Source organism: Nocardia carnea, assembly GCF_029869215.1.
Classification (GTDB): domain Bacteria; phylum Actinomycetota; class Actinomycetes; order Mycobacteriales; family Mycobacteriaceae; genus Nocardia; species Nocardia carnea_B.
Genome location: NZ_JARWPM010000061.1, coordinates 1 through 16,181, shown reverse-complemented (window position 1 = coordinate 16,181; position 16,181 = coordinate 1). Strand labels below are relative to the sequence as shown.

The 16,181-nt window shown below is 68.1% G+C and carries 18 protein-coding genes and 1 pseudogene; 17 read left to right on the top strand and 2 right to left on the bottom strand.

The annotated features are described in order from the left end of the window. Positions 1-296: 296 nt before the first annotated feature. Positions 297-854, top strand: a complete 558-nt coding sequence (locus QH276_RS02765) for a nuclear transport factor 2 family protein (protein ID WP_280396502.1) — start codon at positions 297-299, stop codon at positions 852-854. A gap of 65 nt (positions 855-919) precedes the next feature. Further along, entirely contained in the window at positions 920-1,540 is a 621-nt protein-coding gene (locus QH276_RS02760; protein WP_280396501.1) for a response regulator transcription factor, read from the top strand. A gap of 6 nt (positions 1,541-1,546) precedes the next feature. Here the strand turns inward: QH276_RS02760 and QH276_RS02755 are convergent, their stop codons facing one another. Then, entirely contained in the window at positions 1,547-2,317 is a 771-nt protein-coding gene (locus tag QH276_RS02755; RefSeq protein ID WP_280396500.1) for an IclR family transcriptional regulator domain-containing protein, read from the bottom strand. A 128-nt stretch (positions 2,318-2,445) separates the two neighbouring features. Between QH276_RS02755 and catA the strand changes: the two genes are divergently transcribed. From catA to QH276_RS02680, 15 genes are all read left to right on the top strand, one after another. Continuing rightward, positions 2,446-3,294 (top strand): catechol 1,2-dioxygenase, encoded by an 849-nt coding sequence (gene catA, locus QH276_RS02750; RefSeq protein ID WP_280396499.1) that lies wholly within the window; start codon positions 2,446-2,448, stop codon positions 3,292-3,294. A gap of 27 nt (positions 3,295-3,321) precedes the next feature. Then, entirely contained in the window at positions 3,322-4,443 is a 1,122-nt protein-coding gene (locus QH276_RS02745) for a muconate/chloromuconate family cycloisomerase (RefSeq protein ID WP_280396498.1), read from the top strand. 11 nt (positions 4,444-4,454) lie between these two features. Further along, positions 4,455-4,745 (top strand): muconolactone Delta-isomerase, encoded by a 291-nt coding sequence (catC, locus tag QH276_RS02740; protein WP_280396497.1) that lies wholly within the window; start codon positions 4,455-4,457, stop codon positions 4,743-4,745. Between the two features lie 144 nt (positions 4,746-4,889). Further along, complete coding sequence (locus QH276_RS02735) at positions 4,890-6,101, top strand: CaiB/BaiF CoA transferase family protein (protein WP_280397618.1); 1,212 nt, start codon at positions 4,890-4,892, stop codon at positions 6,099-6,101. Continuing rightward, positions 6,098-6,529, top strand: coding sequence for a Zn-ribbon domain-containing OB-fold protein (locus tag QH276_RS02730; RefSeq protein ID WP_280397619.1), 432 nt, complete (start codon positions 6,098-6,100; stop codon positions 6,527-6,529). Before QH276_RS02735 ends, QH276_RS02730 begins: the two co-directional genes overlap by 4 nt. After that, positions 6,526-7,728 (top strand): thiolase family protein, encoded by a 1,203-nt coding sequence (locus tag QH276_RS02725; protein ID WP_280406586.1) that lies wholly within the window; start codon positions 6,526-6,528, stop codon positions 7,726-7,728. Before QH276_RS02730 ends, QH276_RS02725 begins: the two co-directional genes overlap by 4 nt. 40 nt (positions 7,729-7,768) lie before the next feature. After that, a complete protein-coding gene (locus QH276_RS02720) occupies positions 7,769-9,238 on the top strand; it encodes an aldehyde dehydrogenase family protein (protein WP_280397621.1) in 1,470 nt (489 codons plus the stop codon). 26 nt (positions 9,239-9,264) lie between these two features. Beyond that, the gene (locus QH276_RS02715; RefSeq protein ID WP_280397622.1) at positions 9,265-10,473 is read left to right on the top strand and encodes an amidohydrolase family protein; all 1,209 of its coding nucleotides are present in this window, start codon (positions 9,265-9,267) and stop codon (positions 10,471-10,473) included. A 1-nt stretch (position 10,474) separates the two neighbouring features. After that, positions 10,475-10,699, top strand: a complete 225-nt coding sequence (locus QH276_RS02710) for a ferredoxin (protein ID WP_280397623.1) — start codon at positions 10,475-10,477, stop codon at positions 10,697-10,699. 5 nt (positions 10,700-10,704) lie between these two features. Further along, complete coding sequence (locus QH276_RS02705; RefSeq protein WP_280397629.1) at positions 10,705-11,484, top strand: SDR family NAD(P)-dependent oxidoreductase; 780 nt, start codon at positions 10,705-10,707, stop codon at positions 11,482-11,484. A 4-nt stretch (positions 11,485-11,488) separates the two neighbouring features. Further along, positions 11,489-12,736: a cytochrome P450 gene (locus QH276_RS02700; protein ID WP_280397624.1), complete on the top strand. Its 1,248-nt coding sequence runs from the start codon at positions 11,489-11,491 to the stop codon at positions 12,734-12,736. Between the two features lie 26 nt (positions 12,737-12,762). Next, the gene (locus tag QH276_RS02695) at positions 12,763-13,197 is read left to right on the top strand and encodes a nitroreductase family deazaflavin-dependent oxidoreductase (protein ID WP_280397625.1); all 435 of its coding nucleotides are present in this window, start codon (positions 12,763-12,765) and stop codon (positions 13,195-13,197) included. A gap of 13 nt (positions 13,198-13,210) precedes the next feature. Beyond that, complete coding sequence (locus QH276_RS02690) at positions 13,211-13,906, top strand: TetR/AcrR family transcriptional regulator (RefSeq protein ID WP_280397626.1); 696 nt, start codon at positions 13,211-13,213, stop codon at positions 13,904-13,906. A gap of 12 nt (positions 13,907-13,918) precedes the next feature. Continuing rightward, a complete protein-coding gene (locus tag QH276_RS02685; RefSeq protein ID WP_280397627.1) occupies positions 13,919-14,992 on the top strand; it encodes a phosphotransferase family protein in 1,074 nt (357 codons plus the stop codon). Continuing rightward, positions 14,989-16,014 (top strand): phosphotransferase family protein, encoded by a 1,026-nt coding sequence (locus QH276_RS02680; RefSeq protein ID WP_280397628.1) that lies wholly within the window; start codon positions 14,989-14,991, stop codon positions 16,012-16,014. Before QH276_RS02685 ends, QH276_RS02680 begins: the two co-directional genes overlap by 4 nt. Before the next feature lie 17 nt (positions 16,015-16,031). On the opposite strand, the pseudogene QH276_RS35440 reads toward QH276_RS02680, so the two are convergent. Next, positions 16,032-16,127 (bottom strand): annotated as a pseudogene (locus QH276_RS35440) (hypothetical protein); the annotation flags it as partial. Positions 16,128-16,181: the final 54 nt, after the last annotated feature.

Sequence of the window (16,181 nt, the reverse complement as noted above, 5' to 3'; positions counted from 1 at the left end):
GGTCTTTTATGTCGGTGCGGCGCGGCGCCCCCGCGCCGGGCATTTGGCCAAACGGTGTAATACAGTGGCGTGCGCCCCCCGGGTAGGGGGGGGCCACACCCTAAACTAGCAGAGGCGCGGGGGGGGGGGGGGGCGCCGCCCCCCCCCCCGCCCCGTCCCCACCCACCGCCCCGGCGGAACTAGCCCGGGGGGGGTATTCCGGGCGGTTCTCGCGCCCTACCCCCCCGGCCACGAGGCATCCTCGCCGGCACCGAAGCCGAGACCGTCACCGTCGTCCTGTGATCCGGAGGGACATCATGACCGAGAGCGAAACCATCGAGCGGCTGACCCGCCGGGTCGAGACGCTGGAAGCCGAAGCCGAGATACGTCGACTGCAGGCGCGCTACATGTTCCTGTGCGATACCCCGTGCCCCGAATTCGGCGTCACCGACGATGCCCACCGGATCGACCTCATCATGGAGCTCTACGCCGAGGACGCGGTCTGGGAGGGCGTGGGCGAATACTACGACGACCAGTTCGGCCGGCTCGACGGGCACGCGGCGATCCGCGCCCATTTCGCGCGGTTCTGGGCTCCGGACCGCGATCCCGCGCTGGTCCTCAACGCGCACTACCTCACCTCCGAACAGATCCGGGTCGACGGCGATTCGGCTGCCGGGCAATGGATCCATATGCAGCCGTGGTTGTTTTCCGACGGCACCGGACTCCTGCGGTCGAGCCGGCTCAACAACACCTTCCGGCGCACCGAAGGCTCCTGGAAGATCACCCGCACCCGCACCGAGAATGTCTTCGTAGCCCCGCTGCCGCATGCCTTCGCGGACAGCTACCCGGGTAGTTCGGTGCTGATGCGGCCATGATCGACCTGGCCACCGGGACCTCACCGGTCATTTCGCCGACCTGGTCCCCCGTAGAATCGTCCGGCATGAGTGGTACGTCCTCCCCCGTCGTCCATATCGTCGACGACGACGAGGACCTGCGCCAATCGCTGGCGTTCCTGCTGCAGAGCGTCGGAATCGACGCGTTGACCTACGCCACCGCGGCCTCCTTCCTGGAGGAGGCCGATCTGGAAGAGGCCGGTGTCGTCATCGTCGATGTCCGGATGCCCGGCCTGAGCGGGTTCCAGTTACAGGAGGAACTCAACCGGCGCGACTATCCCGCTCCGGTCATCTTCTGTTCCGCGCACGGCGATATCCCGATGTCGGTGCGCGCCCTGCGGGCCGGTGCGGTGGATTTCCTGGAGAAACCCTACGAACCGCAGCGCATGCTCGAAGTGGTCCAGGAGCAGCTCCTGGCCGCGGACCGGGCGTTCGCGGAGCGCGCCGAACGCCTGCACGTCGAGCGGCGGCTGGCGGATCTCACCCCGCGCGAGCGGGAGGTGCTGCACCTGGTCATCGAGGGCAGGTCCAGTCAGCAGATCGCCAGCCGGCTGGGAACCAGCGTGAAGACCGTCGATGTGCACCGGGCGCGGATCAAGGCGAAAACCGGTGCCGAGAGCCTGGGCACGCTGGTCCGCGACATCCTCGCCTACCGGGTCACGGTCTGATCCGGGTCACGGTGTCCACCCGAGGCGGCGGCTGAGTTCACCGGCCGCCGCCGACACACACGCGCTCGCGGTGCGCTCGAAATCCGCGGCCGTCGTCCGGCCGGTGGAGGTCGAGCAGGCGATGACCGCGACCACCGCGCCGGACTGGTCCCGTACCGGTACGGCGATCGAGATCAATCCTTTCTCCAGCTCCTCGGAGGTGAGTGCATAGCCTTTTTCCCGGACGCGGGCGAGCTCGCGCTCGAGTTGTCCGGCATCGGTGATCGTCGTGGCGGTCAGCGGCCGGAACTCGGTGCGGGCGATCACCTCGTCGAGCGTCGCCCGCGGCGCCCACGCCAGCAGCGCGCGGCCCATGGAGGTCGCGTACGCCGGGACGCGGGTGCCGACCGAGACGTTGATGCTCATGATCCGGCGCACCGGGACCCGCGCGGCGTACACCACTTCGGCGCCGTCGAGGACGCCGAGCGAGGCGGATTCCTCCAGTTCGTCGGCCACTGCCAGGAGGTGCGGCATCGCCTGTTCGAGCAGCGTATGGGTGGCCGAATAGTGCTGTCCGATGCTCAGCACGCGAGGGGTGAGCGTCCAGCGCGGACCGGACCCGGCCACGTAGCCGAGCCGCTGCAATGTCAGCAGGATACGGCGGACCACCGGTTTGGCCAGCCCCGTAGCGTGCGCGAGTTCGGCCAGGGTGGGGTTCGGCCGGTCGCTGTCGAACGCGGTGAGCACGGCGAACCCGCGTTCGATGCTCTGGATGTAGTCGCGCTCGTTCTCGCTCATACGACCCCGTTCCCGTTCCCTTCTTGACAAACCAAGTGACCACGCGCACAGTAATCGGTACGCACAGCGTCAGTACAGTACGCATAGCGTACTTCTTCTCTTCCCCCGGTTCTCTCCGAGGAGCACAGATGACCACCACCGAATCCGTTTCGCCCACCGCCCTCGGCTCGGGCACCGCCGCCACCGACAAGTTCAAGGGCGAGCGGGCCACCGCCGATACCTCGCCGGAGCGGCTGGCCGCCATCGCCCGCGACGCCTTGGGCGCCCTGCACAAGGTGATCCTCGAGCACGGCGTCACCTATCCCGAGTACCGCGTGTTCAAGCAGTGGCTGATCGACGTGGGCGAAGGCGGCGAATGGCCGCTGTTCCTCGACGTGTTCATCGAACACGCGGTGGAGGAGGTGCTCGCGCGGAGCCGCAAGGGCACCAAGGGCAGTATCGAGGGCCCCTACTACGTTCCGGACGCACCCGAACTGCCGGCCGAATGCGAGCTGCCGATGCGCGCACAGGACCGCGAGCAGACACCGCTGATCTTCTCCGGCCGGGTCACCGATCTCGACGGCAACGGCCTCGGCGGCGCGAAGGTCGAACTCTGGCACGCCGACGCCGACGGCTACTACTCGCAGTTCGCCCCGCACCTGCCGGAATGGAATCTACGCGGCACCATCATCGCCGACGCCGAGGGCCGGTACTCGATCCGCACCATCCAGCCGGCGCCCTACCAGATCCCGACCGACGGCCCCACCGGCGCGTTCATCACCGCACAGAACGGCCACCCGTGGCGCCCGGCGCACCTGCACCTGATCGTCTCGGCACCGGGCCGGGAATCGGTGACCACCCAGCTGTATTTCCGGGGCGGCGAATGGCTGGACAGCGATGTCGCCTCGGCCACCAAACCCGAACTGATACTCGACCCGGTCACCGGCGAGGACGGCGTCAACCGCGTCACCTACGACTTCGCGCTCGACCCCGCCTGAACCGTTCCGCCGCGAGAAAGAGTTTCGATGTCAGACCTGTCGATCGTCTCGGTCGAGACCACCGTCCTGGATGTGCCGCTGGTACGGCCGCACAAGTTCGCCACCACCTCGATGGACGCGCAGCCCATCCTGCTGGTCGGGATCACCACCGGCGGCGGTGTCACCGGCTACGGCGAGGGCGTGGTACCCGGTGGCCCGTGGTGGGGCGGTGAATCGGTCGAGACGATGCAGGCCGTCGTCGAGCGGTACCTGGTTCCGGTGCTGATCGGGCGCCGGGTCGACGAGATCACCGGCATCATGGCCGATATCGAACGGGTGGTGGCCGGGGCGCGCTTCGCCAAGGCCGCGGTCGATATCGCGCTGCACGATGCCTGGGCCCGCTGCCTGGACGTCCCCGTCCATACTCTGCTGGGCGGAGCCTTCCGCACCAGCGTGGATGTCACCTGGGCGCTGGGCTCGGCGCCGGTCGAGGAGATCATCGCCGAGGCCCGGGAGAAGATCGAGTCCCGCAAGCATTTCAGCTTCAAACTCAAAATGGGCGCACTCGACCCGGCCACCGACACCGAACGCGTCCTGCGGGTGACCGAGGCCCTCGCCGGGCAAGCCGGCGTCCGGGTCGATTTCAATGCCCGCTGGGACCGGCTCACCGCACTGCGCCATCTGCCCTGGCTGGCCGACGGCGGGGTCCAGCTCATCGAACAACCCACCCCCGGTGAGCAGCTGGAGGTTCTGGCGGAACTGAACGCCCTGCTGCCCATCCCGGTAATGGCCGACGAAAGCGTGCACACCCCGCACGATGCCCTGGAGGTCGCCCGCCGCGGCGCCGCCGACGTGATCGCGGTCAAAACCACCAAATGCGGCGGCCTGCGCCGCAGCCGCGAGGTCGTCGCGGTCGCCCGCGCCGCGGGCCTGGCCTGCCACGGCGCCACTTCGATCGAGGGCCCCATCGGCACCGCCGCCTCGATCCATTTCGCCTGTGCCGAACCCGGAATCGATTTCGGCACCGAACTTTTCGGACCGTTGTTGTTCAGCGAGGAACTGCTACAGGAACCGCTGCGCTACAGCGACGGACAGGTACACCTGCCCACCGGCCCCGGCCTCGGGGTGGAACTGAACATGGACGCCGTCAAACGGTGGACCCGGAACTAGGAACGAGACCCATGCACCTCTACCACGTCCGGATGGACGTCGATATCCCCCGCGACCTCGACGACGCCGTCCGCGCCGATATCGTCGCCCGCGAGAAGAAGTACTCCCAGGAACTCCAGCGGGCCGGGAAATGGATCCACATCTGGCGCATCGTCGGGCAGTACAGCAACATCAGCGTCTTCGCCGTCGACTCCCCCGCCGAGCTCCACGAAATCCTGTGGAACCTGCCGCTCTTCCCCTACATGACGATCGACATCCTGCCGCTCACCAGCCATCCTTCCGCCATCGAACAGGCGGCCTGAACCACACCACAGAACCCCCTCCGCCGGGCCGCCGCCGATACGTTCGCCGGCGGTCCGGCGCTTTTCGGAACCATTTTGCTCCGCAAACGAGAATCTCGTTCTACAGTTAGGTAGATTCTCGTTCTACACACGCGGAGGTGCGCGATGGACAGTGATGCGTTCAGCGGGGTACGCGTGGTGGAACTCGCGCAGTGGGTGTTCGTCCCGGTAGCGGGTGCACTGCTCGCGGACTGGGGTGCGGATGTCATCCGGGTCGAACGGCCCGACGGCGACCCGTACCGTAACCTCGCCACCCAGGGCATCGGTTCCGACAGCGGTGGAGTGAACCTCTCGGTCGCTCTGGCCAATCGGGGTAAACGCTCGATCTCGCTCGATCTGGGCACCGATCGGGGCCGGGAACTGCTCGACGAACTCCTCGCGACCGCCGATGTGTTCCTGACGAACTTCCGGCCCGCGGCACTGCGCCGGCTCGGGCTCGATGCCGACGAACTCACCCGGCGGTTTCCCCGGCTCGTCTATGCCCGCGGTCACGGCTACGGCGTACGCGGCCCCGAGTCCGGCAAACCCGGGTACGACTCCTCGGCGTTCTGGGCGCAGGGCGGGCCCGCGCACGTACTCACCCCGCTCGACCGGGAGTATCCGATCAGCCAACGGGGCGCCATGGGTGACCGCAACGGCGCCATGGCATTGGGTTTCGCGATGGCGGCCGCGCTACTGCGCCGGCACCGCACCGGCCGCGGATCGGTGGTGGATGTTTCGCTGCTCGCGACGGCCATGTGGATGCTGTCCTCCGATGTGCTCGCGGCGCTGGCGGGTAACTCCCCTGTCGCGGTATCCGGGCGCGGGACTCCGGTCAACCCCCTCGTGGGCACCTATCGCACGAAGGACCACCGCCATATCCAGCTCGTCTTCCTGCAAGGCGATCGGTACTGGGCGGATTTCTGTGAGCTGGTGCAACGGCCCGACCTGCGGGACGACCCGCGCTTCGCGGATATGCGAGCGCGAGCGACGCACCGCACGGACTGCGTGGCCGAACTCGACGCCGAATTCGCGCGCCGCACGTTCGCCGAATGGAAACAACTGCTGGCGCGGCTGGACGCGCCGTGGGCGCCGGTGCAGTCGATCGAGGAACTGCTCTCCGATCCCCAGGTGCTGGCCAACGACTATCTCGGGGTCGTGGAAACCGAAACCGGTCAGTCGTACCGGCTGCCGACCGGGCCGGTCCAGTTCGACGAGCGCCCACCGGCCCTGCGGCGAGCGCCCGAACACGGTGAGCACACCGAGACACTGTTGCTGGAACTCGGCTACACCTGGACCGATATCGCCGAACTCAAGGACGCGGGGGTGGTCCCGTGACGACCACCCGCCCGATCCCGGTGCCCGATGACCTGTCCGCGCCGTACTGGGCTGCCGCGGCCCGGCACGAACTCGCGCTGGCCCGCTGCGCGCGCTGCCATCGATTCGACCTGCCGCCCGGTCTCCTCTGTTCGCATTGCGGCACCACCGAGCCCTCGTTCCGCTTCGAAAAGGTCAGCGGCCGGGGCGTCGTCCGGTCCTGGACGATCGTGCGCCGGGCTTCCCTGCTCGGCTTCACCGGCGAGGTGCCCTATCTGCTGGTCGATGTCGAACTCGCCGAACAACCTGAGCTGCGGATGATCGGACGGCTGCTCGACGGACCCGAGACCGAACTGTCCGAGGGCCTCGAGGTGCGGGTGGCGTTCGAGGATATCGCGGCGGGGACGGCGATCCCGGCGTTCACCGTGGCACCGCGGAGGTCGTTGTGACCGGCCGGTTCCGCGGCGCCGGCCGCGTGGCGATCGCCGGTACCGCGCACTGCCGCACCCGGCGCGGGCGGGCCGGGCCGCTGGGCTCGCTCGCCGTGGAAGTCGCGCGGGCGGCGGTCGCCGACGCCGGACTGCGGCCGGAACAGATCGATGGCTTCGTCGCCTCGGCACTGTTCCCGACCGCCGGTGGGCATCGGGTCACCGACGGTGTCAGCACGGTGTCGGCGGACTGGCTGGCAGCCCGGCTGGGCGGCGCACCGCGGTATGTCGCCGGGTTCACCGGTATCGGTCAGATCTCCGGCGCCGTGGCGCTGGCGGTCAACGCGATCGTTTCCGGCGCGGCCGACTACGTCCTCCTGCACCGCGCGCTGCACAACCCGGTAGGGGGTTATCACGACAATCCGGTGACCTCGGCCGAGGGCGCGCAGCAATGGACGATGCCGCAGGGTTTCGCCGGACCGCTCCCGATGATCGCCTTTCCCTACACCGAGTACCTGAACCGCTACCGGGCCGATCCCGGCACGCTGGCCGAGGTCGTGGTCGAGGCGCGCAAGAACGGGGCACGGATCCCGTGGTCGTACTGGCACGGAAAACCCCTCAGCGTCGCGGAATACCTTGCTGCGCCGATGGTCAGCGATCCGGTTCGCCGGCTGGACTGCGATCTGCCGGTGGACGGTGTGGCCGCCTTCGTCCTCACCTCCGCCGAGCGCGCCCGGGCCCTCCCGCACCGGCCGGTGTATGTGGCCGGCTACGCGCAGAGCCCCCCGCCGCGGCATCGAGCGGCGCTACATTGGCCGCTCGACGACATCATGACGGGCGGGGAGGTCACGGCCCGGCGCCTCTGGGAGGCCACCGGATGGCGGCCCGGTGAGGTCGATCTGCCGCAGCTCTACGACGGATTCTCGCCCTTCGTGTACTTCTGGCTCGAAGCCCTGGGCTGCTGCCCGCCCGGCGAGGCACACCGTTTCGTCCGCGACGGCGGCATCGACAGCGATCGGCCCGGCGGTCTGCCTGTGCTCTCCGGCGGTGGCGCGCTGGGAAACGGCCGGATGCACGGTATTCCGCAGATGCTCGAGTGCTATCTGCAACTGGCCGGCCGCGCCGGAGAACGTGCCCGCGCCGGCGTGACCACCGCCCTCGCCTGCCAGTCCTCCCCGCATTACGGCGGTGTCGTCGCCTACACCACCGAACCCGGATAACGCCCGAGACCTACGCCCAGGCACCCAGGAGACCGATTCCATGTCCACGATCCTCACCGAACACCGCTCGTATATCGCGGGCGACCTGATATCCGGCACAGAGACTCTCGCAGTGGAGAACCCGGCCGATGAATCACACCTAGCCGATATACCGGCCACCCCGCTGAGCGAGATCGAACGTGCGATACTCGTGGCGCGCCGGTCCTTCGACAGCGGTGTATGGGCGGATACGCCCGCCACGGAACGCGCGGCGGTACTGCGCGCGATGCTGTCGTACCTCGAGACCGTCCGGGAACCGCTGGTGGCGACCATGGTCGCCGAGGCAGGGCAGCCGAGGGTATTCGCCGAACGCTCCCAGTTCCATTCGGGACTGGCGATGGCCCGCGGCATGATCGACCTGTATCTGTCCCTGCCGCACGAGGAGTCGAATCCGGTACCCGCCGACGAGCTGCTTCGTGGACGAGTGGCACTCAGCCTCCGCAGGCACGAACCGGTCGGGGTGGTCGCCGCGATCACCCCGTACAACGCGGCGATCATCATGGCGCTGCAGAAAATCGTCCCCGCACTGCTCGCGGGCAATTCGGTGATCCTGCGGCCGAGCCCGCTCACCCCCATCTCCTCGCTGGTCTTCGGTGCCGCCGCCGATGCCGCCGGACTGCCCCGCGGCGTGCTGAGCGTCGTGGTCGAATCCGGTTCCGCCGGTGCGGAACTGCTCACCACGCACCCTGCGGTGGATATGGTGTCGTTCACCGGTTCGACCTCGATCGGCCGGCGCATCATGGCGCAGGCGGCGCCCACCCTCAAACGCGTCGCGCTGGAACTCGGCGGGAAATCCGCGCAGATCTATTGCGCCGATGCGATCGGCAAGGTCGCGGCGGGAGCCGCGGCCGTGGTCGCGGGTACCGCTGGTCAGGCCTGTGTCGCGGCGACCCGCATGCTGGTGCCGCGGGAGCACAAGGACGAAGTGCTCGAGGTCGTTGCCCGGACCTACGCTGGTCTCGTGGTCGGCGCGCCCGCCGATCCGGCGACGACGATCGGCCCGCTGATCAGTGCCGCGCAGCGTGAGCGCTGCGAAAGCATCATCACCCGGGCCGTCGACAAGGGCGCGACCGTCGTCCGGGGCGGCGGCCGGCCGCCGGCGTTCACGCGCGGTTACTACTTCGAGCCGACCGTGCTGGACGTCCCCGACAACGGCAACCCGGCCGCGCAGGAGGAGATCTTCGGCCCGGTGCTCTCGGTGCTGGGCTACCGGGATATCGACGACGCGGTCCGGATCGCCAACGACAGCCCGTACGGATTGTCCGCACAGGTGTACGGGGCCGATCCGGCCGCGGCCACCGCGATCGCGCACCGTTTGCGCACCGGCGCCGTCAATGTCAACACCGCACTGTTCAGCGCCTACGCCCCCAGCGGTGGCTACAAGCAGAGCGGCCTCGGCCGCGAACGCGGCCCGGACGGGATCCGGGCCTTCCAGGAAGTCAAACACCTCGTCATCGGCGAACTCCGCTGAAGACCGCCCGACCCGAAGGAGTAGTCATGTCCACCGAACTCGAACTCGACTGGTTGATCTCGGTCGACGATCACATTCTCGAACCGCCCAACCTCTGGGTGGATCGCGTCCCGCGCGCGGACCGCGACCGCGCACCCCATATGGAATTCGACGACAACGGCGTGGATTGCTGGGTCTACGACGGCAAACGCTTCCCCAGCTCGGGGTTGAGCGCGGTCGCCGGCAAGGAAAAGGAAGAATTCAGCCCGAAGCCGTTGTCCTACAGTGAAATGCGGCCGGGCTGCTACGACCCCGTCGCGCGGGTCGAGGATATGGACCGGGCGGGAATCCTGGCTTCGCTCTGCTTTCCCACGATCACTCGCTTCTGCGGCCAGCTGTTCATGGAAGCCGGGGACCGCGATTTCGGCCTGGTCTGCCTGAAGGCCTACAACGACTGGGTGATCGAGGACTGGTGCGGCGCGGCACCGGGCCGCTATATCCCGCTGGTGCTCATCCCGCTGTGGGATCCGCAGCTGGCGGTGAAGGAACTGGAGCGGTGTGCCGCGAAGGGCGCCACCACCTTCGCGTTCTCGGAGAACCCCGCCCCGCTGGGCCTGCCGACGATCCACGATCCGGGCGGCTACTGGGATCCGGTGATGGCCGCGGCCAACGATCTGGACCTGGTCGTATCCATGCATGTCGGTTCGTCGTCGACGGTTCCGCAGATCTCGAAGGACGCCCCGTTCCTGGCGAACCTGGCCTGGGGTGCGACCCGGACCTCCGGCGCGATGCTGTCCTGGTTGTTCAGCGGGATGTTCCAGCGCTTCCCCAACCTCAAGATCGCGCTGTCCGAGGGCGAGATCGGCTGGATGCCGTACTTCCTGGAACGCGCCGAGCAGGTTCTGGACAAACAACGGCACTGGGTGAAGCGGGGTATGAACTGGGGCGACCACGCCGGGAGCCGGGGCGTGGACCTCGACACCCTCGACATCCGCCAGACCTTCCGCGACCACATCTTCGGCTGCTTCATCGAGGACACCCACGGTATCGCGAGCATCGCCGAAATCGGCGAGAACAACATCATGTGCGAAACCGATTACCCGCATTCGGATTCCACGTGGCCGAACTGCATCGATGCGGTCAAGAAGCAGATCGATCACCTCCCGGAGGCGACGCAGTACAAGATCCTGCGCGGTAACGCCGAACGGCTCTACCGGTTCACCCCGGCTCAGCCGCCGGCCCGGGCAGCGGGCTGAGATGCCGGGCTGGAGTGTCACGGTCGACCGGACACGCTGCCTCGGCTGCGGGGTCTGCGCGGCGTACGCGCCGGGCAGTTTCACCCAGGACGACGAGGGGCTGGCGGTGCTGTGCGAGCCGCCGGCCGATTCGCTGGAGCAGATCCGGACAGCCGTCGACAGCTGCCCGACCGGGGCGCTGAGCCTGGCGATCACCGATATCGCCGTTACCGAACGAGAAGGGTGAGCCACGTGCTGCTCGAAGGAAAGACCGCGGTGGTCACCGGCGCCGGATCCGGCGTCGGTGCCGCCTCGGCACAGCGATTCGCCGAAGAAGGCGCCGCGGTGGTCTGCGCCGATATCCGGTTCGATCACGCGAAGGAGACCGTGCGCCGGATCGAGGCCGCCGGCGGCGTCGCGGTCGCGGTCGAAACCGATGTGACGCGGGAAAAGGATGTCGCCGCCCTGATCACCACGGCGGCCGACCAGTACGGACATGTCGATATCGTCTTCAACAATGTCGGTATCCCGACACCGCGGCTGGGTGCGGCGCTCGAGGACCACACCTTCCAGGATTTCCAGCGCCTGGTCTCGGTGAATATCGGCGGGGTATTTCTCGGCTGCACCTACGCTGTACTCCAGTTCAAACGGCAGGGCAGCGGCGGCGTCATCCTCAACACCGGGTCGGTCGCGGGCCTGGTCGCCTGGGGCGGCGCCGTCTACGCCGCGACCAAAGGCGCCGTGCACCAGCTCACCAAGGCAGTGGCGATCGAGGGCGCGCCCTTCGGAATCCGCGCCAATGCACTCTGCCCGGCCGGGATGCCCTATACCGGTTTCATGGCGGCCGGCGGTGTCGAGGACAGCGCCGAGATGACCGCGAAGATGGCCGAACGCACCGCCGCCAACCATCCACTGGGCCGGCCGATCACGGCCGGGGACTGTGCGGAGGCCGCGGTATTCCTGGTATCCGAGCGCGCCGCGAACATCACCGGAGTCCTGTTTCCGGTCGACGGCGGCTATGTGGCGAGGTGAATCGATGAATCCTGCACCAACACTCGATCGCGACCGGGTGCGCGAATTGTTCGACCTCCGCGGCGCCTATCTGGCGCAGACCGGAGGCGGGTACCGCGACGACCCCTACCCCGTATGGCATCGGCTCCGCGCCGAGGCCGAGGTGCATCCGGGCACCGTGCACGAACTGACCGGGTATCCGGGCCCGGCGGCGTTCAGCGGATTGCCGCAGCCCGACCGTCCGCACTTCTCGGCTTTCAGTTTCGCCGCCTGTGATACCGCCTACCGCAACCCCGACATCTTCGCCTCCGCACCGGCCCCGGTCGACCCCAACGAGGGCAAGCTCGATGCCCTCAACAGCATGATCTCGATGAACGGGGCCCAGCACCGGCGCTACCGGGCACTCGTCCAGCCGTCGTTCGTGCCCGCGAAGGCGCAATGGTGGATCCGCAACTGGATCGAGCAGACCGTGCACCAGCTGATCGACGGGTTCGCCGCCGACGGCCGCGCCGAACTGAACGTCGATTTCTGCGCGGCCATCCCGGTGCTGACGATCACCGGCAGCTTCGGGGTTCCCGTCGAGCAGGCACTCGAGTTCCGGGCGGCACTCGGCCGGCCGGAGGCGGTGGTCGAGCTGATCCGGCCGATCGTCGCGCAACGCCGGAAGGAGCCGCGCGACGACCTCATCAGTGTGCTCGTCGAAGCCGAACTGAAAGGCGAGGACGGTAGGACGCAGCGGCTCACCGATGCGGAGATCCACTCTTTCGTCGTCCTGCTGCTGGCGGCCGGATCCGGTACCACCTGGAAGCAGATGGGGATCACGCTGACGGCGCTGCTGCAGCGCCCGGAGGTACTCGCCGCGGTCGCGGCGGACCGCGCCCTGCTGCGACCTGCCATCGACGAGGCACTGCGCTGGACACCGACCGATCCCATGTTCTCCCGGTACGTCACCCGCGATACCGAACTACAGGGCGTACACCTGCCCGCGGGCTCGGTGCTGCACCTGTGCATCGGCGCGGCGAACCGGGACCCCGCACGCTGGGACGACCCGGACGAATACGACATCACCCGGCGCCTGCGGCCCTCTTTCGCATTCGGCGGCGGCGCCCACGCCTGCCTGGGCATGCATGTCGCGAAGGCCGAGATGACGACCGGCATCGGCGCCTTGCTCGACCGGCTGCCGAATCTGCGGGCCGACCCGGATGCCGAACCCACTCGCTTCATCGGCATGTACGAGCGCGGGCCCACCGAGATACCCGTGGTTTTCGGCTGAACCGCCCTGGAATGAGGAGAGAGTCGATGAACGAACCCGGTTACCGGCCGCCGGACCTGAGCCTGGTCGGCGCCACCCACGTCGCCCGCTACCGGGAAACCGGCGGCGAGGTGGGCTACGAATGGAACGGCACCCATATCCTGCTGCTCACCACCACCGGGCGGAAATCCGGCCGGCCGCGGACGTCGGCGCTGATTTACGGCCGCGACGGCGCGGATTACCTGGTAGTGGCCTCGGCCGGCGGTTCCGCCAAGCATCCGGCGTGGTATCTGAACCTGCAGGCGAATCCCGCGGCGGAGGTCCAGATCAAGGCGGAGCGGATCCGGGTGACCGCCCGCACCGCGGCCACGGCGGAGCGGGAGCGCCTGTGGGGACTCGCCACGGAATACTGGCCCAACTACGACGTCTATCAGTCACGTACCAGCCGGGTTATCCCGCTCGTCGTGCTCAGCCCGTCGTGATAGGACTGCAGGCGTGTCCACTTCCAAGAGGCCCGACCGGCCCGACGTCCCGATCACGTCCCCGCCCTTGTGGGCCGATCGCGCCGCGGATCAATCGCAGTCGGTGCGCCGGTCGCGGGCGCGCACCATCGAGCAGGCGCAGGCGATCGTCGCGGCCGCACAACGGTTGATCGAGGAGAAGGGGTCCGCGTTCACGACGCAGGAATTGTCGAAGGAGGCGGGGATCGCCCTGCAAACCTTCTACCGGCATTTCCCCAGTAAGGATCATCTGCTCCTCGCCGTCCTCGAGGATGTGATCTCGGACCGGATGGCGGAGATGGCGGCGGCCGCGAGCGAGTTACCGGATCCGGTGGCGCGCTTGCGCTTCTACATTCTCGCGGCGTTGCGCTCGCTGCGTACCGAGGACGGTGGAACGGCAAGGCAATTCATCACCTCCGAGCACTGGCGGCTCTATCAGATATTTCCGGAGGAAATGGCGCAGATCAATCAACCGTTCGCCGGACTGGTCGAGCGCGAGCTACGGGCAGCGGCCGAAGCGGGACTGTTACGCCCGAACGACCCGGCCGCCGACGCCTGGCTGGCGGTGAACCTGGTGATGTCGGTGTACCACCATTTCGCGTACGCGCCGCGCGAGAACATCGAGGCCGTCACCGAACAATTGTGGGCATTCTGTTCGACCGCTTTCGGCGGTCGTCCACCTGATGAGTAACGGGGCACAGCAATGAAGCAAGCGCCGGTTTTTCCCAAAGGCCGTGATCTGGAGACCACCGCCACGATTCTGCAGGCGTGGCTGGCGGCACGGTCCGCGGTCACCGCCGTCGAGATCGACGATCCGGCCTACCCGCAGGGCGCGGGGGTATCCAACGAAACCGTCTTCCTCCGGCTGCATACCGCGCGCGGAGTAGAACAGGTGGTGCTGCGGGTCGCGCCCGCGGCCGAGCACCAGATGTTTCTCGATCCGCGCTTCCGGATCCAGCACGATATCCTCGTCGCCCTGCGCCGGCACAGTACCGTGCGGGTCGCCGAACCGCTGTGGCTGGAAGAGGACCCGTCGGTGCTCGGCCGGCCGTTCTACCTGATGCGCCGGGTCAGCGGTGCGGTGCCGGTGAGTATGCCCGTCTACAACTCGGCCGGGTTCCTCGCGCAGGCCTCCCGCACCCAGCGGCGGACACTGTGGGAGGACGCGATGGGCCAGCTGGCCGCGATCCACCGGGTGCCCGTCGACGCCGTCGGTTTCGTCGACCGTCCCGAATACGGTAGCGCGGGCAATCAGCAGCAACTCGGCTATTGGACCGCCCAGGCACACTGGACGCTCGAGGACGATATTCCGGAAGTGGTCCGCACGCTGTTGCAGTGGCTCACCGACAACCGGCCGGCGGATTCCGTCCCGGGCCTGTCGTGGGGTGATGCCCGGATCGGCAATATCGCCTTCGGCCCCGACTTCCGGGTTACCGCGGTCATGGACTGGGAGCAGGCGTCGCTGGCCGGTCCGGTTGCTGATCTCGCCTGGTGGCTGGTGTTCGACGACGCCCACAGCACGGGGTTGGACGTCCCCCGGCTCGACGGCCTCGGCACCCGGGACGAGACGATCGAGCTCTGGCAGGACCTGACCGGGTTACGGGCCGTCGATCTGCACTGGCACGAGGTATTCGCCTGTGTCAAAGCCGGTCTGCTCAGTCTCCGCACCCGGCGTGTGCTCCGGCTGCCACCGGTCGACACCGGCACCCGGCGGTACTCATTTCTGCGGCGCGCCTGCGAACTGGTGGGGATTCCCGAACCTCAGGAGGGCTTGTGACCACAACAGCCGGGCCCGCGCCGTTCGACGAAGCGGTCGTCCTGTCGCCCGAATGGCTCACCGGTGTACTGGACAGCGGTTCCGGTGCGATCCCGGTCGCCACCGAAGTGGTCGAGCGGATCGAAACGGTCGCCACCAAACTCCGTTTCCGCGTGACCTACTCCGGGCCGGCCGGGACTCCCCCGGCACTGTGCGCCAAGGGTTACTTCAACCCGGCGCACCGGCGCGGTTCGCGCGCCGAGGCCGATTTCTACCGGCTGCCGGCGCGGCGTCTGCCGGTACGCACACCGCCGTGCGTACACGCCGCCGTGGACGAGACGACCGGCCACGCGCTGGTGCTCATGCACGATCTCGTCGAGGTGGGCGCCCGGTTCCTCGATCCGCTGGTGGGATACAGCCCCGACCGGGCCGCGGGAACGCTCGACCAGCTCGCCGCCCTGCACGCGGCGACCTGGGGCAGCCGGGAGTACGACATGTTCCCGCCGCGGCTGGCCTCGCTCGCCGGGCATATGACCCCCGAAAAGCTCCAGCCGTTGCTGGACGACGGCCGGGCCGGCGGTATCCCGGACCCTGTGCGGCGCGCGGACCGGCTGCTGGCGGCCATGGCCGCGATGGATACCCTGGGCGCCGCGTCCACGCGGTGCCTGGTCCATGGTGATCTGCATGCCGGCAATATCTACGAAATGCCCGACGGCAGCCCGGGTCTCATCGACTGGCAGGTCGTCCAGTGCGGCCACTGGGCGCAGGATGTCGCCTACCACCTGGCGACCGTCCTGCATCCCGGCGACCTCGCCGGTACCGAACGCGCCCTGCTCGACCACTACCTCGACCGGCTGGCCGGGTACGGCGTCGAACCGCCGGATCGAGAGCATGCTTGGTGGATGTACCGGGCGCATCTGCCGTACGGGTTCTACCTGTGGTCGATGACCCGAGCGGTGGACCGCCCGATCATCGAACATCTCACCGGCCGGCTCGCCACGGCGGTCGCCCGGCACGATAGCTTCGGTCTCCTCGGAGTCTGATCGCGAGGAGAAGATGAGGGGGGGGGGGGGGGGAGGAACAAAAAACAAGCCCCGCACCCCCCACCGGCCCCACACCCCCAAGAGAAGCATAAACCCGTCGAAGATAAGAACACCAGAATAGAGGTAGTCGCGAGCGCCCGCGCTGACCCCCGACACCACGAAAAACA